Origin of the sequence: Streptomyces sp. NPDC058579 (genome assembly GCF_042718575.1) — a bacterium.
GTDB lineage: Bacteria > Actinomycetota > Actinomycetes > Streptomycetales > Streptomycetaceae > Streptomyces.
On record NZ_JBHXPI010000038.1, the window covers coordinates 44345 to 64221 of the forward strand.

At 71.8% G+C, this 19877-nt stretch carries 13 protein-coding genes; 5 read left to right on the forward strand and 8 right to left on the reverse strand.

All coding sequences use genetic code 11. The annotated features are described in order from the left end of the window. Positions 1-3 precede the first annotated feature (3 nt). The 6 genes from ACFWRO_RS29890 to nirB form a co-directional block, all read right to left on the reverse strand. A complete protein-coding gene (locus ACFWRO_RS29890; RefSeq protein ID WP_384515448.1) occupies positions 4-2322 on the reverse strand; it encodes a molybdopterin oxidoreductase family protein in 2319 nt (772 codons plus the stop codon). Further along, entirely contained in the window at positions 2319-3341 is a 1023-nt protein-coding gene (locus ACFWRO_RS29895) for an MFS transporter (protein ID WP_384515506.1), read from the reverse strand. Before ACFWRO_RS29895 ends, ACFWRO_RS29890 begins: the two co-directional genes overlap by 4 nt. A 160-nt stretch (positions 3342-3501) precedes the next feature. Beyond that, positions 3502-4368: a pyruvate formate-lyase-activating protein gene (pflA, locus tag ACFWRO_RS29900; protein ID WP_384515451.1), complete on the reverse strand. Its 867-nt coding sequence runs from the start codon at positions 4366-4368 to the stop codon at positions 3502-3504. 92 nt (positions 4369-4460) lie between these two features. Further along, on the reverse strand, positions 4461-6740 hold the full coding sequence (pflB, locus tag ACFWRO_RS29905; protein WP_384515453.1) for a formate C-acetyltransferase: 2280 nt from the start codon (positions 6738-6740) through the stop codon (positions 4461-4463). A 187-nt stretch (positions 6741-6927) separates the two neighbouring features. After that, entirely contained in the window at positions 6928-8352 is a 1425-nt protein-coding gene (locus ACFWRO_RS29910; protein ID WP_384515455.1) for a NarK family nitrate/nitrite MFS transporter, read from the reverse strand. Between the two features lie 148 nt (positions 8353-8500). Next, complete coding sequence (nirB, locus tag ACFWRO_RS29915) at positions 8501-11272, reverse strand: nitrite reductase large subunit NirB (RefSeq protein ID WP_384515458.1); 2772 nt, start codon at positions 11270-11272, stop codon at positions 8501-8503. Positions 11273-11498: 226 nt separating this feature from the next. Between nirB and ACFWRO_RS29920 the strand changes: the two genes are divergently transcribed. The 4 genes from ACFWRO_RS29920 (at position 11499) to ACFWRO_RS29935 (ending at position 15457) form a co-directional block, all read left to right on the forward strand. Continuing rightward, positions 11499-12251, forward strand: a complete 753-nt coding sequence (locus ACFWRO_RS29920) for a sirohydrochlorin chelatase (protein WP_384515460.1) — start codon at positions 11499-11501, stop codon at positions 12249-12251. Next, the gene (locus tag ACFWRO_RS29925; RefSeq protein ID WP_384515463.1) at positions 12248-13438 is read left to right on the forward strand and encodes a low temperature requirement protein A; all 1191 of its coding nucleotides are present in this window, start codon (positions 12248-12250) and stop codon (positions 13436-13438) included. Before ACFWRO_RS29920 ends, ACFWRO_RS29925 begins: the two co-directional genes overlap by 4 nt. A 32-nt stretch (positions 13439-13470) precedes the next feature. Further along, complete coding sequence (locus tag ACFWRO_RS29930; RefSeq protein WP_384515465.1) at positions 13471-14544, forward strand: P1 family peptidase; 1074 nt, start codon at positions 13471-13473, stop codon at positions 14542-14544. 67 nt (positions 14545-14611) lie between these two features. After that, positions 14612-15457, forward strand: a complete 846-nt coding sequence (locus ACFWRO_RS29935; protein ID WP_384515466.1) for a DUF6227 family protein — start codon at positions 14612-14614, stop codon at positions 15455-15457. Positions 15458-15485: 28 nt separating this feature from the next. Here ACFWRO_RS29935 and ACFWRO_RS29940 read toward each other — a convergent pair whose 3' ends face one another. Further along, the gene (locus ACFWRO_RS29940; protein WP_384515469.1) at positions 15486-17069 is read right to left on the reverse strand and encodes a glycosyltransferase family 39 protein; all 1584 of its coding nucleotides are present in this window, start codon (positions 17067-17069) and stop codon (positions 15486-15488) included. A gap of 8 nt (positions 17070-17077) precedes the next feature. Continuing rightward, positions 17078-18157, reverse strand: a complete 1080-nt coding sequence (locus ACFWRO_RS29945; protein ID WP_384515472.1) for a glycosyltransferase — start codon at positions 18155-18157, stop codon at positions 17078-17080. A gap of 275 nt (positions 18158-18432) precedes the next feature. Here ACFWRO_RS29945 and ACFWRO_RS29950 point away from each other — a divergent pair, with 275 nt between their 5' ends. Next, a complete protein-coding gene (locus ACFWRO_RS29950) occupies positions 18433-19734 on the forward strand; it encodes a hypothetical protein (protein WP_384515475.1) in 1302 nt (433 codons plus the stop codon). Positions 19735-19877 lie beyond the last annotated feature (143 nt).

The following is a 19877-nucleotide window of genomic DNA, read 5'->3' on the forward strand; positions in this document are numbered from 1 at the left end:
GCGTCAGCTCCTCTCCGATGTGCCACGGCCCTGCGGGGACGTGGGTGGCAGGGGGTCGGTACGGGAGACCTGGGCCTCCGGGTAGGCGAGCTGCCCGGGGGCGGTCGGGGGCGCGGGGACCTCGTCGATGGTTTCGGCGCCTTCGATGCGGGCCGCGCAGACCTTGTACTCGGGGATCTTGGAGCGGGGGTCGAGGGCGTCGATGGTGAGGGCGTTGGCGGCGGTGGGGACCGGCCAGTGGTACGGCACGAAGACGGTGTCGGGCCTGATCGCCTCGGTCACCAGGGCGGGGAAGACCTCGCTGCCCCGGCGGGTGACGACGCGGACGGGGTCGCCGTTGCGGAAGCCGTGGGAGGGGTGGACCTCGACCCAGGGCCGCGGGGTCTGTTCGACGAGGCCGCCCAGGCGGCGGGTCTGGTTGCCGGAGAGGAAGTGGGCGACGGTGCGGCCGGTGGTGAGCGAGAGGGGGTACTCCTCGCTGTACGGGTCCATGGGCGGGTGCCATTCGACGACCTGCATATGGATCTTGCCGTCCGGGTGGTAGGTCCTGCCGTCCTCGAAGAGGCGGGGGGTGCCCGGGTGGTCGGTGCTGGGGCAGGGCCAGGCGATGCCGCCGGTCTCCTCGAGGCGCTCGTAGGTGATGCCGTAGTAGTCGTTGACCGTGCCGGCCGAGGCGATGCGCAGTTCCTCGAAGACGGAGCGGGAGTCGGGGAAGTCGAACTTGTCGCCGGCGCCGAGGCGCTTGGCGAGTTCGCAGATCACCCAGGTGTCGGTGCGGACCCCGGCGGGCGGTTCCTGGGCCTTGTTGTGCTTGACGACCCGGGCCTCCGCGTTGGCCATCACGCCCTCGTCCTCGGCCCAGACGGTGACGGGGAAGACGACGTGCGCGTTGGTGGCCGTCTCGGAGAGGAAGAAGTCGAACTGGGCGTGGAACTGGAGGGTGTCGTAGCCGTTCTTGACGGTCGCGTAGTTGGGGAGGGAGACGAAGGGGTTGTTGCAGATGCCGATCAGGCCGCGGATCTCCTCGCGCTGCATCTGCCAGACCATCTCCATCATGGAGGTGCCGGCGGGCGGGAGTTCGGACTCGTCGATGCCCCAGATCTCGCAGATCTGCCGGCGGTGCTCGGGGTTGGTGATCGAGCGGCCGCCGGGCAGCAGGTCGGACTTCTGGCCGTGCTCGCGGCCGCCCTGACCGTTGCCCTGCCCGGTGATGGTGCCGTAGCCGGCGCCGGGCTTGCCGATGTTCCCGGTGGCGGCGCACAGGTTGATGATCGTCAGGCAGTTCTCCACGCCCTGGGAGTGGTGTTCGACGCCGCGGGCGTGCCAGGCCATGGCCTTGTCCGCGCCGGCGAACATCCGGGCCGTCCGGACGATCTGCTCCTCGGGGACGCCGCAGATCTCGGCGGCGCGGGAGGGCGGGTACGCGGCGACGGTCCGCTTCACCTCGTCCCAGCCGGTGGTGTGGGCGGCGAGGTAGGCCTCGTCGGTGAGGCCCTCGGCGACGACCACGTTCAGGACGGCGCTGAAGAACGCGGAGTCGGTGCCGGGCTTGAGGGCGACGTGGAGGTCGGCGGTGCGGGCGATGGCCGTCTCGCGGGGGTCGATGACGATCAGGCTGGCACCGCGGTCCCGGGCTCCCCAGAGGTACTGGGTCATCACCGGGAAGCACTCGCCGACGTTGGAGCCGGCGATGAGGAGGCAGTCGGTGAGGAGGATGTCGGAGAACGGGTTGCCGGCGCGGTCGATGCCGAAGGCCAGCTTGTTGGCGCCGGCGGCGGAGACCATGCACAGGCGGCCGTTGTAGTCGACGTGCCGGGACTTGAGGGCGACGCGGGCGAACTTGCCGACGAGATACGTCTTCTCGGAGTAGAGGCTGGCTCCGCCGAGCAGGCCGAAGGAGTCGTTGCCGTACTCGTCCTGGATACGGCGGATCTCGGCGACCGTGAAGTCGAGCGCCTCCTCCCAGCTGGCCTCGCGGAACTCCTCGTCGCGGTTGCGGCGCATGAGCGGGGCGGTGAGCCGGTCGGGGTGGTTGACCTGCTGGTAGGCGTTGATGCCCTTGGGGCAGAGCCGCATCCGGTTGATGTCGTGGTTGCGGGGCTCGACGCCGAAGACCTTGCCGCCGCGGTCGACCCGCAGGTACATGCCGCACTGCACGCCGCAGAAGCAGCAGTGGGTGGGGACGAGCGTCTCGCCCTCCTGGTCGGCGTGCCAGCGGTCGGCGGGGATGCCGCCCGCGTCGCGGAAGTTGCGCGTGCCGGGCGGGGCGATGGAGGGGTCGAGCGGGAGGGGGGTGGACCGGCCCACGTTCGGCTGGGTCACTTGAAGCCCTTCTTGACGTGGGTGAGGTAGGCGTTGCCGCGCATCACGCGCTTGCAGCGGGGGCAGTACGTGGGTCCTTCGGCGAAGCCGAGGTCGAGGTCGCGCATGGTGCCCTGGAGGTTCTCGACGTACGGGGCCGCGTCGATGGGCTCCCCGCAGCGGCGGCAGGCGAGGACCCCGTCGCCGTCCTTCTTGCGGGAGGTGTACTTGAAGAGCTGCATGCCGACGGCGGCCGGCCGCTGCACGATGTGGAAGAACTTCCCGAACGGGATGTAGATGAGCGTGAAGACCACCGACACCATGTGCAGGATCGCCAGGAACTCGTAGCCGCCGCCATGCAGGAAGATCGACGAGAAGGTGAGCAGGAGCCCGGTCACGGCGATGACGATGAGGGCGATCAGCGGCACCAGGTCGTAGGCGAACCGCTGGCCGGTGATGGCGCCGCGGTCCTTCATCCGGCGCCACAGGAAGTAGGACGCGCCGGGGATGACGAGGACGGCGGCGATGTCGAGGCCGTGGAACATCAGCCAGCCGACGATGTTCAGCGCGTCGAAACCGAGGACCTTGAAGCCCCAGATCCGCATCTCGTACCCGGGTCCGGAGCCGGTGGACGAGGTGAAGGTGAACCAGCCCCAGGTGAGCGGGAAGGTGATCAGGGCGGCCAGGATGCAGCCCCAGAAGATCATCTGGTGGGCGGCCCAGCGGGCGTGCGAGCGGGCGCCGAGGAACTTCTGGAAGCCGAGGTAGGTGGCGATCATCTTCGGCAGCGCGGTGGGTGCCTTGCGGAAGTTGGCGGCCGAGAAGAAGGAGCGCCAGCCCTGCTTGAAGAGGCGGCGGGCGCCGGGCGCGGAGATCCACACGGTGTAGCGGTAGGCGACGCCGAAGGCGAGGAAGACGGTGGCGACGGCGTACGGGAGGAGAGCCGAGTCGAAGTCGCGCAGGAGCCGGCTGCCGAGCACGATCGCGACGATCAGCAGGGCGGAGACGACGGTTCCGGCGAGCGCGGCCCGGCGGCGCACGTCGGCCGGGGTCTGGCGGCGGACGTCGGGCGCCGTCTGGACGACGGAAGACGTCTGGACGGCGGTCTCGGGGCCTTCGGGTGGCTCGGTCACGCGCACACGGTAGGCCGGTATGCCCCATATGGGCATGTTCTCCGCGTCGGGCGGGTGAACGTTTCGCTCAGATGGCGTTCAGGCCGTGGGACCGGAAGAGGGCGCGGGCCCGGGCGACCTCGTCGGGGGTCGGGGAGGGGGTGTCGTGGAGCGCGAACGGCATGGCGAGTGCTTGCCACTTCGCTTCGCCGAGCTTGTGGAAGGGGAGGATGTCGACGCGCGAGACATTGCCGAGGCCGGCGGCGAAGGCGGCGACCCCCTCGATGTTGTCGGGGTCGTCGGTGAGGCCCGGGACGAGCACGAAGCGGACGTGGACCTCCTGGCCGAGGTCGGCGAGGCGGCGGGCGAAGTCCAGGGTCGGCCGCAGCGGCCGGCCGGTGACCTTTTTGTACGTGTCCGGGTCCCAGGACTTGATGTCGAGGAGGACGAGGTCGGTGTCGCGCAGCAGGGCGTCGGTGGCGCGTACGCCCAGGAAGCCGGAGGTGTCGAGGGCGGTGTGGAAGCCGAGCTCGTGCTTCATCCGGTGGAGCAGCTCGCCGGTGAAGACGGGCTGGAGGAGGGGTTCGCCGCCGGAGACGGTGGCCCCGCCGCCGGACGCCTGGATGAAGCGGGTGCACTTCGCGGCTTCGGCGATCACGGCGTCGGCGGAGGTGCGGGTGCCGCCGCGCATCCGCCAGGTGTCGGGGTTGTGGCAGTAGAGACAGGTCAGCGGGCAGCCGGAGAGGAAGGTGACGAAGCGGGTGCCGGGGCCGTCGACGCCGGTCGACAGGTCCCAGGAGTGCACCGAGCCCTCGGAAGGACGGCGGGTCGCCGCGGCGGCCGGCGTCGCGGGACCGGGTGTGGTGCCGGGTGTGGTGGCGGGTGTGGTGCCGGGTGTGGTGGCGGCGAGCGGCATCGTCGGCGCTGTGACGGGCGTCGTGGTCGTCGTGGTCATGGCAGGACCTCTCCGTTCCGAAGGGGAGCGGCCCCGGGGCCGAGGTGAGGGTAGGTCCGGCCCTGGGGGCGCGATCGGGGGCGCGCCGGCGGCTACAGCGCGCCGTGGAAGGTGCGGTTGAGGACGTCGAGCTGCTGGTCGCGGGTGAGCCGGACGAAGTTGACCGCGTATCCGGAGACCCGGATGGTCAGCTGCGGGTAGCTCTCCGGGTGCTCCATGGCGTCCATCAGCACATCCCGGTTGAGGACGTTGACGTTCATGTGGAAGCCGTCGCTGGCCATGTAGCCGTCCAGGACACCGGCCAGGTTCCTGATCCGCTCCTCGGGGGTGCGGCCCAGGCCGTCGGGGGTGACCGTGTTGGTCAGCGAGATGCCGTCCTCGGCGTCCTCGTACGGGAGCTTGGCGACCGACAGGGCCGAGGCGACGTAGCCGTGGGTGTCGCGGCCGTTCATCGGGTTGGCGCCCGGCGAGAACGGCTCACCGGCGCGGCGCCCGTCGGGGGTGTTGCCGGTCTTCTTCCCGTAGACGACGTTGGAGGTGATGGTCAGGACGGACTGGGTGTGTTCGGCGTTCCGGTAGGTCGGGTGCTTGCGCACCTTCTTCATGAACTCCTCGACCAGCCAGACCGCGATCTCGTCGGCCCGCTCGTCGTTGTTGCCGAACGCCGGGTACTCGCCCTCGATCACGTAGTCGGTCGCGAGACCGGTCTCGTCCCGGACCGGGGTGACCTTGGCGTACTTGACGGCGGCCAGCGAGTCGGCGGCAACGGACAGGCCGGCGATGCCGCAGGCCATGGTGCGGCGCACGTCGCGGTCGTGGAGCGCCATCTCGATGCGCTCGTAGGCGTACTTGTCGTGCATGTAGTGGATGACGTTCAGGGCGTGGACGTAGACGCTCGCGAGCCACTCCATCTGCTCGTCGAACCGGGCGAGGACCTCGTCGTACTCCAGGACCTCCGAGGTGATCGCGCCGGTCGCCGGGCCGACCTGCGCGCCGGACTTCTCGTCCCGGCCGCCGTTGATCGCGTACAGGAGGGTCTTGGCGACGTTCACGCGGGCGCCGAAGAACTGCATCTGCTTGCCGACGGGCATCGCCGAGACACAGCAGGCGATCGCGGTGTCGTCGCCGAAGCGCGGCCGCATCAGCTCGTCCGACTCGTACTGCACGGAGGAGGTGTCGATCGAGACCCTGGCGCAGAACTCCTTGAAGCCCTGGGGCAGCCGGGGCGACCAGAAGACGGTCATGTTCGGCTCGGGCGCCGGGCCGAGGTTGTAGAGGGTCTGGAGGTAGCGGAAGGAGGTCCTGGTGACCAGCGGACGGCCGTCCTCGCCCATCCCCGCGATGGACTCGGTGACCCACGTCGGGTCGCCGGAGAACAGCTCGTCGTACTCGGGGGTGCGCAGGAAGCGGACGATGCGGAGCTTGATGATGAAGTCGTCGACCAGTTCCTGGGCCTGCTCCTCGGTGAGGAGCCCGGCCTCGATGTCGCGCTGGAGATAGACGTCCACGAAGGTGGAGGTGCGGCCGAGCGACATCGCCGCGCCGTTCTGCTCCTTCACGGCGGCGAGATAGGCGAAGTACAGCCACTGGACGGCCTCGCGGCCGGTGGTCGCCGGGCCGGAGATGTCGTACCCGTAGGCGGCGGCCATCGTCTTCAGTTCGCCGAGCGCGCGGATCTGCTCGGCGAGCTCCTCGCGCAGCCGGATGGTCTCCTCCAGCGAACGGCGCTCGGCGGGAAGGGAGTTGAGCCCCTCCTTCTCCTCCTGCTTGACCGCGATCAGGCGGTCGACGCCGTAGAGGGCGACACGGCGGTAGTCGCCGATGATGCGGCCGCGGCCGTAGGCGTCGGGGAGACCGGTGACGATGCCGGCCTTGCGGGCGGCGCGGATCTCGGGGGTGTAGGCGTCGAAGACACCGGCGTTGTGCGTCTTGCGGTACTCGGTGAAGACCTGCTCCAGCTCGGCCGAGACCGGGTAGCCGTAGGTCTCCAGGGCGCCGGCGACCATGCGCCAGCCGCCGTTCGGCATGATCGCGCGCTTGAGCGGGGCGTCGGTCTGCAGGCCGACGATCAGGTCCTTGTCGCGGTCGATCCAGCCGGGGGCGTGGGAGGTGATGGTGGAGGGGATGTCGTGGGCGACGTCGTACACGCCCTTGGCGCGCTCCTCCGGGAAGCGGTCGGTGATGGCCTTCCACACGGCGGTGGTCCGCTCGGTGGGGCCGGCGAGGAAGGTGTCGTCGCCCTCGTACGGCGTGTAGTTCTGCTGGATGAAGTCGCGGACGTCGACGGCATCGCGCCACAGCCCGCCCTTGAAGCCCTTCCAGGCCCGCTCGTCCACCGTTGCCTCAGCAGGGGTCGCAGTCACTGCCCGCACCGCCTTCTTCGAATCATTCGATCGCGTCGTTGCCTACCTCCATTGCACGCCTTTTGATCGATCAAAAGGCTCGGCATTGGTCACCAGTCGACGGCCATTGGTCCCGCTCCGGGCATGCGGAAAGACCCCGCGTGAGCGGGGCCTTTCGCGAGCGGATCAGCAGCCTGTCAGCTGGGGGTTACGCCGGTCAGCTGGGCGCCTCCGCGCCCTTGCGGGCGTAGAACCACCAGGTCACAACCATGCAGCTGGCGTAGAAGGCGACGAAGCCCCACATCGCGCTGGTCACGGCCACCGAGCCGAAGAGGGCCGGGATGAAGAAGAAGCCGTAGGCGGCGATGGCCGAGGTGAAGCCGGTGACGGCGCCGGACTCCATCTCCGACTGCTTCAGCGCCTTCGTGTACTCCGGCGTGCCCTCCGTGAGCCCCTTCAGATGGGTCGAGCGGAAGATCACCGGGATCTGGCGGAAGGTCGAGCCGTTGCCGAGGCCCGAGAAGAAGAACGCGGCGAGGAAGCAGAAGAAGAAGCCGTAGAAGCTGCCCGCGTCAGACCCGGACGGCAGGAAGGTGATGACGCCGATGATCGAGGCGGCCATGCCCACGTAGGACAGGATCGTCACCCGGGCGCCGCCCAGCTTGTCCGCGACCCAGCCGCCCGCCCACCGGGCCAGGGCACCGACCGCGGGACCCATCCAGGCGTAGGTGGCGACGGAGTAGTCCGGGAAGGTGGTCTTGATCAGCATCGGCAGCGCGGCGGCGAAGCCGATGAAGGAGCCGAAGGTGCCGACGTACAGCCAGGTCATCACCCAGTTGTGCTTGCGCTTGAAGATGACCTTCTGCTTGCTGAACGGGGTGGAGGCGACCTTCAGGTCGTTCTGGCCGAACCAGGCGATCGCCGCGAGGACCAGCAGCACCGGGACCCAGATGAAGGCCGCGTTCTGCAGGTAGACCGGGGTTCCGTCGGCCTTGTGCTGGGCCGAGCCGATCGCGATGGTCGAGAAGGTGATGACGATCGGCGTGAGCAGCTGGACCACCGAGACGCCCAGGTTGCCCAGGCCGCCGTTGATGCCGGTCGCGCTGCCCTTCTTCGACTTCGGGAAGAAGAAGCCGATGTTGGCGAGCGAGGAGGCGAAGTTGGCGCCGCCGATGCCGCACAGGGCGGCGATGGCGACCATCACGGTGTACGGGGTCGACGGGTTCTGGATCGCGATGCCCAGCCAGATCAGCGGCACGATCAGCACGACCGTCGACAGCGCCGTGAAGCGGCGCTGGCCGATGCGCGGGCCGAGGAAGGTGTAGAAGATCCGGGCGGTGCCGCCGGTCAGACCGGGGATCGCCGTCAGCCAGAACAGCTGCGAGGTCGAGAAGCCGAAGCCGACGTCCTTCAGGTTGGTGGCGGTGACGCTCCACACCTGCCAGACGACGAAGGCCACCAGGAGCGCCGGGACCGCGATCCACAGGTTGCGGTTGGCGACGCGCTTGCCGATCGACTTCCAGAAGAGCTCGTTCTCGGGCTCCCAGTCGTTGATCGGCCTGCCGGGGCGGTACTGCTCCGCGTCGTACGAGGGTGCCGGCCCGCTCGTCGCCGCTCTGCTGTCCTGGACTACGGAACTCATGGCGCTTCCATGGGGGTGGGGACTTTCCGGATTTTCCTTGCTCCTCCACCGTGCGCTCCCGCATCAGGGGTAGGTCAGAGGCCATGGTCGCGACCTGAGCGGGCGGAGGTCCCGTCAGTCACGGGTCTCCTGTCAGTCGCGGGCCCCGTCAGTCGCGGGCCGTACGCACCGCCCCGGCCTCGTGCACCGGCAGCGCGACCGACGGGTCGTCCAGGCAGACGCCGGTCCGCAGGGAGAACTCCTGCTTGAGCATCGGCGAGGCCACCACCGGCTCCCCGTCCCGCGTCCCCATGATCCCGTCGGCGAGCACGTCCGCCCCGGAGAACGGGTCGCGGTTGCCCACCGCGTACACCTCACCCGTCCCGTCCTTGAAGAGCGCCGCCTCGCTGCCGTCCTCCAGCACCGCCGTCCGCCCGCGCCCCGGCTCCAGGAACTCGACCCCATCGCCGTACGGGCCGAAGCGGGCCAGCGCCGCCGGGTCGTCGAGGACCGCGCGCCACTCGTCGCGGTAGGCCGCCACGTGCCGCTCCATCTGGGCCTCGAGCTCCGCGCCGATCCCGAGCCGGTCCTCGACGAGCACCTCCCGCAGATGGTCGAGGCCGCCTTCGAGCCGCTCCAGCCACGCCGACGTACGCTCCAGACGCTCCCCGGTCCGTACGTAGTACATGAGGAACCGGTCGATCAGCGCGAAGAGTTCGGCCGCCGACAGGTCGGAGGCGAGCAGATCGGCGTGGCGGGGGCTCGTACCGCCGTTGCCGCAGACGTACAGGTTCCAGCCGCCGGCGGTGGCGATCACGCCGATGTCCTTGCCGCGCGCCTCCGCGCACTCGCGCAGACAGCCCGACACCCCGCCCTTGATCTTGTGCGGGGCGCGCAGCCCCCGGTAGCGCAGCTCCAGGTCGATGGCGAGCTGCACCGAGTCGCCCTGCCCGAAGCGGCAGAACTTCGACCCGACGCAGGACTTCACCGTCCGCAGGGACTTGCCGTACGCGTGCCCCGACTCGAAGCCCGCGTCGATCAACCTCCGCCAGATACCGGGGAGTTCGGCCTTCCGCGCACCGAAGAGGTCGATCCGCTGGCCGCCGGTGATCTTCGTGTACAGGCCGTGATCGCGGGCGATCTCACCGATGACGATCAGCTGCTCGGCGGTGATCTCACCGCCAGGAACGCGCGGCACGACCGAATACGTGCCGTCCTTCTGGAGATTGGCGAGAAAGAGGTCATTGGAGTCCTGCAGCGCGGCCTGCTCGCCGTGGAGGATGTGCGGCAGCCCGAGCTCGGGGCCGAGCGTGCCGAGGACGTTCGCGACGACCGGCTTGCAGACGACGCACCCCTCACCCTTCCCGTACTTCTCGATCAGCTCGCTGAAGGACCGGATGTGTTCGTCCCGCACGCGCGCGTAGAGCTCCGACCGGGAGAGGTCGGGGAAGTGCTCGCAGAGCCCGCGCGGCTTCTCGACCCCGGCGGCGTCGAGGACGGCCTGGAGGGTGTTCACGCAGCCGCCGCAGCCCGTGCCCGCCTTCGTACAGCGCTTGACTCCGCCGACGTCGGTCAGGCCGTGCTCGGCGACGGCGGCGCGCACCGCGCCCTTGGTGACGTTGTGGCACGAGCAGACGACGGCGTCGTCGGGCAGGCTGTCCGCGCCGGGCAGCTCGCCGCCACCGCCCGCGGGCAGCAGGAACGCCTCCGGAGGAGCCGGGAGCTGCCGCCCGGCGTGCGGCATCAGCGAACCGTACGCCTCCGCGTCACCGACCAGGATGCCGCCGAGCAACTGCCCGTCGGGGCCGAGCAGCAGCTTCTTGTACACGCCCTCACGGCCGTCCGAGAAGACGATCTCGGTGGCCTGCGGCCCGGCGGCGAAAGGGTCGCCGAAGGAGGCCACGTCCGCGCCGAGGAGCTTCAGCTTGGTGGACGTGTCGGCGCCGGTGAAGACGAGGTCGCCCTCCCCCCCGAGCCGGTCCGCGACCGTCTCGGCCATCTGGTAGCCGGGCGCCACAAGCCCGTAGACCCGCCCGTCGCAGGTCTGGGCGCACTCGCCGATCGCGTAGACGTACGGGTCCGTGGTGCGGCAGTGCTCGTCGACGGCCACGCCCCCGCGGTCGCCGACCGCGAGCCCCGACTCCCGCGCGAGCCGGTCCCTCGGCCGTACACCGGCCGAGAAGACGACCAGGTCGGCGGGGACGCGGTTGCCGTCGGAGAGCTTCAGGCTGCGCGTCCGCCCGTCCGCGTCCGTCTCGATCTCGGCGGCGCCGACGCCCGTGTGCACGGCGACGCCCATCGACTCGATGGTGGCCCGCAGCGCGGCGGCCCCGCCGTCGTCTACCTGGAGCGGCATGAGCCGGGGCGCGAACTCGACCACGTGCGTGGTCAGTCCGAGGGTCCTCAGCGCGCCCGCCGCCTCCAGGCCGAGGAGCCCGCCGCCGACCACGACGCCGGTACGGCGGCCTTCGGCGCGGCGGTTCTCGGCGTACGAGGTGAGGGCCTCGACGTCGTAGAGCGTGCGGTACGTGAAGCAGCCGGGCGCGTCGGCGCCGGGGATGGGCGGGACGAAGGGGTACGAGCCGGTGGCCAGGACCAGCGCGTCGTACGCGACGACTGCGCCGGAGGTGGTGGTGACCGTGCGGGCGGCCGTGTCGATCTGCTCGGCGGGGTCGCCCAGGCGCAGGTCGATGCCGTGCGCTTCGAGGAACTCGGCGTCGGCGAGACCGAGTTGGTTCGGGTCCGTGCCCGTGAAGACGGACGAGAGGTGGACCCGGTCGTAGGCCGGGACGTCCTCCTCGGCGAGCACGACGACCTGCCAGCCGGGCGCGCCCGGGTCGGCGGGGTCGGCGAGCGCGCCACGCTCGGCGAGCGCCTCCAGGAGACGGTGGCCGACCATGCCGTGGCCGATCAGCACGAGGGTCTGGGTGGGGGTGGCCATGGCGGGCTCTCCGAGCGGTAGAGGGATGTCCGTCTCCGACCGTAGGCGGGCCCGGGGGGCGGTTCGGGGCCGTGAAGGGCCCGAGCAGAGGGGACTTGTGGCCCGTCGGAGCGGGACCGATGGCGGTGCTCCCGGAGGGGCGGCCCGGCTTAGCGTGAACGGGTGGGGGCCGTGGGGCGTACGACACCGCCGGCCACGGCCCCGACCTTCTTGGAGGTGCGTACGGATGCTGGTCCTCGCCGTGCACGGCAGCGCGGTCCCCGAGGCGGGGGCGACGATCGAGCGGCTCGCGGAGTCGGTGCGGCGGCTCACGGGCACGCGGGTCGTGGTCGGACACCTCGGCGACCTCGGCCACCAGGCGCCTTCGCTGGCGGAGGTGCTCGCCTCCTGCCCGGGTGCGGTGGTCGTCCCACTGCTCCTGGGCGACGGCTACCACCGGACCGTGGACATCCCGGCGGTCGCCCGCCGCCACGACTGCGTGGTCACGCCCGGGCTCAGCGGCGTCCCCGCCGTGGGCCTCGCCCTGCACGACCGCCTCGTGGAGGCGGGCGGGCCCGGGGACGCGGTGGTGGTGGCGGGGGCCGGCTCATCCCGCCCGGGCGGCAACGGCGGTACGGAGGCGGCGGCGCGACTCCTTGCCCGACGGGTGGGGGTGCCGGTGGTGACGGCGTACTGCTCGGCCTCGGAGCCGTCGGTGCGGGACGCGGTGGCGGGGCTGCGGGCGGCCGGCCACGCGCGCGTGGCGATCGCGACGCACCTGCTGGCCCCCGGCCGCTTCACGCACGCGCTCGCCGCCGTGCCGGGCGCCTGGACGGTCGCGGCTCCCCTGGGCGCCCACCCGGGCCTGGCCCACACGGTGGCCTGGCGGTACCGCGAGGCGCGTACCCTCGCGGCGGACGGCTCCCCGCCGGTCCCGGAAGCCGGTCCGCGTGCCAATCGCCCCGGCCGGGCTCCCGCTCTGGTGTCCTGGGGCGCATGACGCAACCGTTCCTGCCGCTCACCGCGCGGTCGCGCGACGAGGCGCACCGCTCCGCCACGCCGCTCGAGCTCTTCTTCGACCTCTGCTTCGTCGTCGCCGTCTCCCAGGCCGGTGCCGAGCTCGTGCACGCGATCGCCGAGCACCACGCCGCCGACGGGATCGCCCACTACGCGATGGTCTTCTTCGCGATCTGGTGGGCCTGGATGAACTTCACCTGGTTCGCCTCCGCGTACGACAACGACGACGTCCTCTACCGCGTCGTCACGCTCATCCAGATCGCCGGCGTCCTGATCCTCGCCGCCGGTATCTCCCGGGTCTTCGAGGACGACTTCTCCGTCGCCGTCCTCGGCTACATCGTGATGCGGATCGCCCTCGCCTCCCAGTGGCTCCGCGCCGCCCACCACGCCACGGACCCCGGCGAGCGCAGGATGTGCCGCCGGTACGCGGGCGGGGTGCTGCTCGTCCAGCTCGGCTGGATCGCCTTCCTCTGGGCACCCGAATCCGCCCAGCCCTGGATCTTCCTGGCCGGGGTCGTCGCCGAGCTGGCCGTCCCCGCGTTCGCGGAGAAGGACGTCAGCAGCCAATGGCACCCGCACCACGTCTCCGAGCGCTACGGCCTGTTCACCATCATCGTCCTCGGCGAGACGATCTTCGCGGCGACCGTCGCCGTGAAGACGGGCGTCGCGGAGTACGACGCCCTGGACCAGGTGCTCCCGATCGCCGCAGGCGGACTGCTGATCGTCTACGCCGCCTGGTGGATCTACTTCGCCGCCCCGGCCCACCTCCGGCTCTCCTCCAACCGGCGGGCCTTCCTCTGGGGTTACGGCCACTTTCTGATCTTCGCCTCGGCCGCCGCCATCGGCGCCGGCATCGAGGTCGCCGTCGAGCAGGTCGTCGGCAAGGCCCACATCTCCACGCTCGCCGCCTCCTCGGCCGTGACGATCCCCGCCGCGCTCTTCCTGCTCTGCGTGTGGGTGCTGCACGCCCGCTACTTCAAGGTCGGCATCGCGCAGCAGCTCGTACTGCCCGTCTCGGCCCTGGCGATCCTGATGTGCACGTTCGCCGGCCACTGGGCGGTCCTGCTGGCGGGCCTCGTCGCGGCGGCGACGGTGGCCGTCGGGGTGACGCTGGCCTCGCGCAACCCGGCCTCGCGCGGCGCGGGCCCCGGCCACGGTCAGGGCTACTGACCGAACGCGCGTGGTACGCAAGGACCATGACCATGACGAACCATGACGCAATCACGGACGTGGCCGGGCTGCGGGTCGGCCACGCGCCCGTGGCGGGGCCGGGGGCGCTGAGCGGCACCACGGTCGTCCTCGCCCCGGAGGGCGGCGCGGTGGCCGCCGTGGACGTGCGCGGCGGCGGCCCCGGCACCCGGGAGACCGACGCGCTCGACCCCCGTAACCTCGTCCAGCGGATCGAGGCGCTGGTCCTGACGGGCGGCAGCGCGTACGGGCTCGACTCGGCCGGCGGGGTGATGGCCTGGCTGGAGGAGCGGGGACGCGGGGTACGGGTCGGTCCCGAGCCCACGCACGTGGTCCCGGTGGTCCCCGCCGCCTGCGTCTTCGACCTGGGCCGGGGCGGCGACTTCTCGGCCCGCCCGGACGCGTCCACCGGGCGGGCCGCCGTGGAGGCCGCCGCCGCGACGGAGCTCCACGCGCGCGTGGAGACGGGCGCGGTCGGCGCGGGCACCGGAGCCGTGGTCGGCGGGCTCAAGGGCGGGGTCGGTACGGCCAGTACGGTCCTGAAGTCGGGGATCACGGTCGGCGCGCTCGTCGTCGTCAACGCGGTCGGCTCGGCGGTCGACCCGGAGACGGGCGTCCTGTACGGGGAGCTCTTCCAGGGCCACCGGCCCGCCTACCCGGAACCGGCCGTCCACGAGGCCGCCCGGCTCCGGCTCGCCGAGGCGGCGGCCCGGAACACCCCGCCGTCCCTCAACACCACCCTCGCGGTCGTGGCGACCGACGCGGACCTGACCCGCGCGCAGGCGCAGAAGTTGGCGGGCACGGCGCACGACGGCATCGCGCGCGCCGTGCGTCCGGTGCACCTCCTCAACGACGGGGACACCGTCTTCGCCCTCGCGACCGGCGACCGCCCGCTGCCCCCGGAGGCCGGGCCGCTCGCCCTCAACGAGATCCTCGCGGCGGGCGCCGACCTGGTGACCCGGGCGATCGCGCGGGCGCTCCGGGAGGTCGCCGAGGGGGTGGCGGGACCGGGCGGAGAGTTCCCCGCGCACCGCGAGCTGTACGGGCCGGGCCCCACTGTCGACTCCCCGTCCAATAAAGGGAGTTGACGGACTTCGACGACCGGCGCGCGGGAACTTTCCGCGCGCCCCCCTCGTTTTGCCGAACCCGGACACGATGTCAGACCCAGGGACTACGTTTAGCAAGCACCAAGTGACATGCGGCGACGGCCTGGAGAACCCCTTGAACGATCCGCGGGATCCTCACGATCCGTACGAGACGACCGAGACGCACCTCGCGCGGCTCCTCGGCCGGGCGCTCAACTCCTTCGATCTCCCCGACAGCTCGATCGAACGCCTGGAGACGGCGTTCGCCCACTCCAGCACGCTGCACTCCTCGCACCACAGCGCGTCGCTGCACCGCACGACGTACCGCCACACCTATCTGCTCGCCGACGGCACGGCGCTCGGTCTCTGGGAGCTCGTGCACAACTCCGGCCGGGCCGGCACCGAGCAGCACGAGCTGTACGCGGACGAGGCGGAGGCCCGGCTCGCCGCGTCCCGGCTGCCGACCCGCTTCTCCCAGGGCTGGGACGTGGAGCGCACCTCAGGGCCGGAGTTCGACGAGGACAACGACCTCGAGCTGCTGAGCGCGCTCTTGTCCCGCCCGATACCGAAGCAGCCCCGGATGTACGTCCCGGACAACTCCCCGGACCACGCCCGCCGGGTGCTGCGCCGCGCGGAGAACCCGGACCGGCCCGGCGAGCAGACGGCACGCCGGCTGCGGATGGCCTTCGCACACCACATCACCCAGGCCTTCGGCCGGCTGTGCACGGTGGAGGGCGGTGGCCGGGACGCCGGATTCACGCTCTACGAGCACGCGTTCCTGCTGCTCGACGGCGGTGAGCTGAGCCTGTGGGAGGTGGAGCACACGGCGACCCCGGACGGCCGCCACATGTGCGAGGTCTACGAGGACGAGCACACGGCCCGCGAGGCGATGGAGCACCGCGCCCGCGTGCGGTGAGCCTGCGGGCGCGGGGGCGTTCTGTCTCCTAGGTGGTCGTGCGTACGAGGAGTGCCACCGTCACGCCCGTCAGCCGCTCGGTGCCGGTCGCGGTGTAGCGGGCGCGGAGGGCCCGCGCCTGCTCGGCCGGGAGCGCGTCGAACGGATCGGCCGCGTCCCCGGCCACCACCAGCCAGATCCGCTTCTCCGCCTTCAGGCAGGCGGCCGGGTCGGGGCACTCCGTCGACCACAGGTCCGCGCGGTCGGCGGCCGCTGTGGAGAGGAAGACGTCGCGCGGCCGTAGCTCGTCCCGCAGATAGAAGCGGACGCCGACGTCGAGCATGCGCCAGTAGTCGTCACCCCGGTCGAACGCCACCGCGTCCCCGGGCCGGTGGTACTTCTCGATGGTCCGCGCGGCGCCCTCGTAGTCGACGCCGTGCCAGAAGTGCGCGTACGGACGGCGGACCGCCTGCTGGTCCGGCAGCGTGAGCAAGGCGAGCGCCACCAGGACCGCCGCGACGACCCCCCGGGACCTCGGCCCTGCGAGCCCCGCCCCCGCGAGGACGGCCCACGCGGGGAGCGTGAAGAGCAGATACCGGAAGTAGAAGTACGAGACGTCGCCGTGCGAGACCGCCCAGAGCAGCAGCGGGGGCAGCACGGCGAGCGCGGAGACGACGAGAACCGGGCCCCGCGCGGCCGATACCCGCGCGGCCGAACCGGCGCCGCCGGGCCTTGCGCGGCGCTCGCCCCACGCCAGTACGGCGAGCGTGGTCACGGCCCCGGCGACCAGCGCGGAGGCGTACAGCTGGGGCAGGAAGGTGACCAGACTCCACAGGTCCGGGCCCGGGATCCAGGAGATCTGACGGCCCGCCTGAGCCCGCCCGAGGAGAGCGACCGGCGCGACGGCGGCGGTCCCGGCCAGCGCGGCGAGGCCGAAGCGCAGGGCGATCGGGCGATCCGCGCGGGCCCGCAGGGCCACGGCGACCAGATGCCCGGCAAGGACGGTCAGCGCGACCATGTGCAGCAGGCCGACCGCCGCCACGCACAGTCCGTACGCGGCCCAGCGCCACCGGCGCTCCGGCTCATCGAGCGCGCGCAGGAGCAGCAGGGTGGAGAGGGTGACGGCGAGGACCACCAGTGCGTACGGACGGGCCTCGTGCGCGTAGCGCGTCACGACCGGGGTGAGGGCGAAGAGGAGACCGGCGGCGAGCCCGGCGCGGGCGCCGAAGAGACGCCGGCCGATCAGCGCCGTACAGCCGGCGGTGCCGGCCATCGCGAGGGCCGAGGGCATGCGCAGCGCGGCGGCGGAGTCCCCGAAGACGGCCATCCAGCCGTGCAGGAAGAGGTAGTAGCCGCCGAGCACCGCGTCCACGCGCTGGACCGTGTCGAGGAGCTGCCCGGTGGACCGGGCGGCCATGTCCCAGGTGTTGAGCTCGTCCTGCCACAGCAGCGGCCGGCCGATCGCGTACACCGAAAGGGCGAGGGCGACCAGCGTCGGCCAGAGCCAGACGCCGTGCCGCCGCCCCCGCGCCGCGTCCGGCCGATCGCCGGGGCGGGGCACGGGGCGGGACGGGCGGTCGGCGACCGGGGCGGCGGAGAGAGTGGAGGAAGAGGTCGGGGAAGGGGTCGCCATGGCCGGCCTCAGTCCCGGACCGCGGCGGCCGGCTCCGGGATCGAGGCGACCCCGAGCCTTCGTACGGCGAACTCGCGGTTGGCGCGGGTCTGTTCGCGGTACGACTCCGGCAGGTCCGGCAGGGCGAGCAGCCGGTCGCAGGCCGCGAGGGAGGCCGCGTGGTCGCCGACCCAGTACGCGGTGATCGAGTACTCGAAGAGCAGCCCCCACCGGTACACCCACGGCTGCGTGAAGAGCACGTCGTCCGGCTGCTTCCGGCCGACGACGGCGGAGACGACCGCGTGCGCGGAGTGGTTACGGCCCCTCAGCCGTAGCCGCGAGGCCAGTTCGTAGCAGGCTTCGAGCCGCTCGGGCCGCGCGTCCCAGGCGCGCGTCAGGGTGTCCATCGCGGCCGGCCAGTCACCGGACTCCGCGCGCAGGACGCCGGCCTGGAGCAGCGCGTAGTACACCTCCTCGGCCCAGCCGCCCATGGCCGCCCGGCGCTCGTAGAGGGCGATCGCGTCGGTGGTGCGGCCCAGGTCGCGCATGGTCTGCGCGAGGTAGAAGACCGTACGGACGTTGGAGGGGTCGCGTTCGAGTTCGGCACCGAGCAGGCGGGCGTCGCGTTCGAACTTGTCGTGGCGCGAGCCCCCGTCGGCGTGGTCCTGGATGAACAGGGCGTCGAGGTTCTCCTGGACGTGGTCCTGGTCGGCGGTGAGGTACTCGTGGGTGACGCCCTCGTACCGCCACGGCAGATCGCCCCTGACCAGGCGTTTGATGCGGTACTCCAGCGCGCCCTCGTGCCGGAGCATGTAGGCGTCGGCGGCCAGCGGGGGCAGGGGGCCGTCCTGGCGGAGGACGAGGTCGGCGTCGAGGAGCAGGAGGTAGTCGGCGCGGCCCCGGGCATGGGAGATGTTCAGGCTCCGGTTGTGCCCGAAGTTCACCCAGGGCTCCTCGTGGAGCTCGCCGGGGATGCCGTCGAGCGCCTTCCTGATCAGGTCCTGGGTCCCGTCGGTCGAGCCGGTGTCGGAGATGACCCAGGTGTCCACCAGGTCGCGGACGGAAGCGAGGCACCGTTCGATGACACGCGCCTCGTTCTTGACGATCATGCACAAGCAGACGGACGGCTTCACGGCAACACCGCTTCCGGGGGGTCGGTCGGGCAGCGACCGTACGCACGGGCTTGCGAGACGGCGGGACGGCACGCCGAGAGGCCTCCCGGAGTTCGCTACCGCGTACGCATCCATTGGGATTCCACCCCTAGGCCAAGGCGTTGAGACTCCGCCGAAGCCGTCAAGTCTTCGCCGTAGCGAACCGATGATCGTATCGGAAGCCTGTGCGCTTCCCGGTAAGACACTCGATCCGGTTGAGAAGGAGCAGGTGTATGAGTCCTGATTCCAGGACAAGGACCAGGTCCTCGCTGGGGCCGCTTCCCCGTCGACGCGCGTGGCTGGGCGGCAGCGCCCTCGCCTCCGTCGCACTCGTGCTCACGGGACTCGCGACTCCGGCTGTCGGTGGCGTACGGAACGAGGGCCCGGACGGCCCCGCGTACGACGCACGGGAGATGTACCCGGCCGGCGAGGACTGCGAGGAGCGGCCGCATCACGAGGACGGACCGCCCCCGCATCACGAGGACGGACCGCCCCGGCACGAGGAAGGCCCGCCGCCGCACGAGTACCAGGGACCACCCGGTCACGAGGGTCCGCGGATGTCGGGGCCCGGGGTGCCGGGCGACCTCCAGCAGTACCTCGACCACGAGGTCGGCCGTCTCATGGGCGGCCCCCCGAGCCACCTCCGCGCGGGCGCCTGGGGCGGTCCTCCGGACCACTGCCTGGAGGGCCCGACGGGTCCGACCGGTCCCACGGGTCCGACCGGCCCGCAGGGGCCGCAGGGCGAGACGGGCGAGACCGGCGCAACGGGTGAGACGGGTGCGACGGGCGAGACCGGGGCAACCGGCGCCACGGGCGAGACCGGAGCTACCGGTGCGACCGGGGCTACGGGTGCGACGGGTGAGACCGGGCCCGCAGGACCCACGGGCGCCACGGGTGCCACGGGAGCGACCGGGGCGACCGGGGCGACCGGCGAGACGGGCCCCGCAGGCGCGACAGGTGCTACGGGCGCGACCGGAGCCACCGGTGAGACCGGGGCCACGGGTGCGACGGGTGCCACCGGGGCCACCGGCGAGACGGGCCCCGCGGGCCCGACCGGAGCCACGGGCGCGACAGGCGCGACGGGTGCGACCGGCGCGACCGGAGCCACGGGTGCCACCGGCGCGACAGGCGCCACCGGCCCCTGCTCCGACATCGACGTCTACGCCCCCCTGATCGGCCCTGAGGACTTCCAGGCCGTTCTCACCGGCGGCAACGTGTTCGCCGGCCGGGGTCCGTCGCTCGGCGGGACGATCGTCTGGCAGGACCTCACCAACGGGACCGATGCCGACGGCGATCCGGCCAACCCGAACTACCCGGACAACGTGTGCGCCGTGGGCATCGAGGCCCGGGGCCCCAACGCGTACGTCAAGGTGCTCACCACGGACAACACGGTGTGGCAGACGCATGGTGACGTCGGCGGAACCAACTTCATCTGGGACGAGCCCTGGACCCAGCAGTCGACACCCACACCGGTGGCGCTGCGCAACACCAAGTTCACGCGCGGCCTGCCCCCCGGAGTCATGAACCGCTCCTGACCCGGCAGGAACACCGAACACCCCCGAGGGGCGGGGGGGGGGGGGGGGGCCCCCCCCCCCCCCCCGGGCCGGCGCGCGGCGTGGGGTGGGGGGGGGGGCCCCCAAGGGCCGCCAGCGGGGGGGGGGGGGGGGGCGCCCCGCGG

Coding starts and splice junctions, on each gene's coding strand:
- pflA (WP_384515451.1), bottom strand. CDS start 4,368: ATGACCACGACGACCACGACGCCCGTCACAGCGCCGACGATGCCGCTC.
- ACFWRO_RS29910 (WP_384515455.1), bottom strand. CDS start 8,352: ATGAGTTCCGTAGTCCAGGACAGCAGAGCGGCGACGAGCGGGCCGGCA.
- nirB (WP_384515458.1), bottom strand. CDS start 11,272: ATGGCCACCCCCACCCAGACCCTCGTGCTGATCGGCCACGGCATGGTC.
- ACFWRO_RS29920 (WP_384515460.1), top strand. CDS start 11,499: ATGCTGGTCCTCGCCGTGCACGGCAGCGCGGTCCCCGAGGCGGGGGCG.
- ACFWRO_RS29925 (WP_384515463.1), top strand. CDS start 12,248: ATGACGCAACCGTTCCTGCCGCTCACCGCGCGGTCGCGCGACGAGGCG.
- ACFWRO_RS29930 (WP_384515465.1), top strand. CDS start 13,471: ATGACGAACCATGACGCAATCACGGACGTGGCCGGGCTGCGGGTCGGC.
- ACFWRO_RS29935 (WP_384515466.1), top strand. CDS start 14,612: ATGTCAGACCCAGGGACTACGTTTAGCAAGCACCAAGTGACATGCGGC.
- ACFWRO_RS29940 (WP_384515469.1), bottom strand. CDS start 17,069: ATGGCGACCCCTTCCCCGACCTCTTCCTCCACTCTCTCCGCCGCCCCG.
- ACFWRO_RS29945 (WP_384515472.1), bottom strand. CDS start 18,157: ATGATCGTCAAGAACGAGGCGCGTGTCATCGAACGGTGCCTCGCTTCC.
- ACFWRO_RS29950 (WP_384515475.1), top strand. CDS start 18,433: ATGAGTCCTGATTCCAGGACAAGGACCAGGTCCTCGCTGGGGCCGCTT.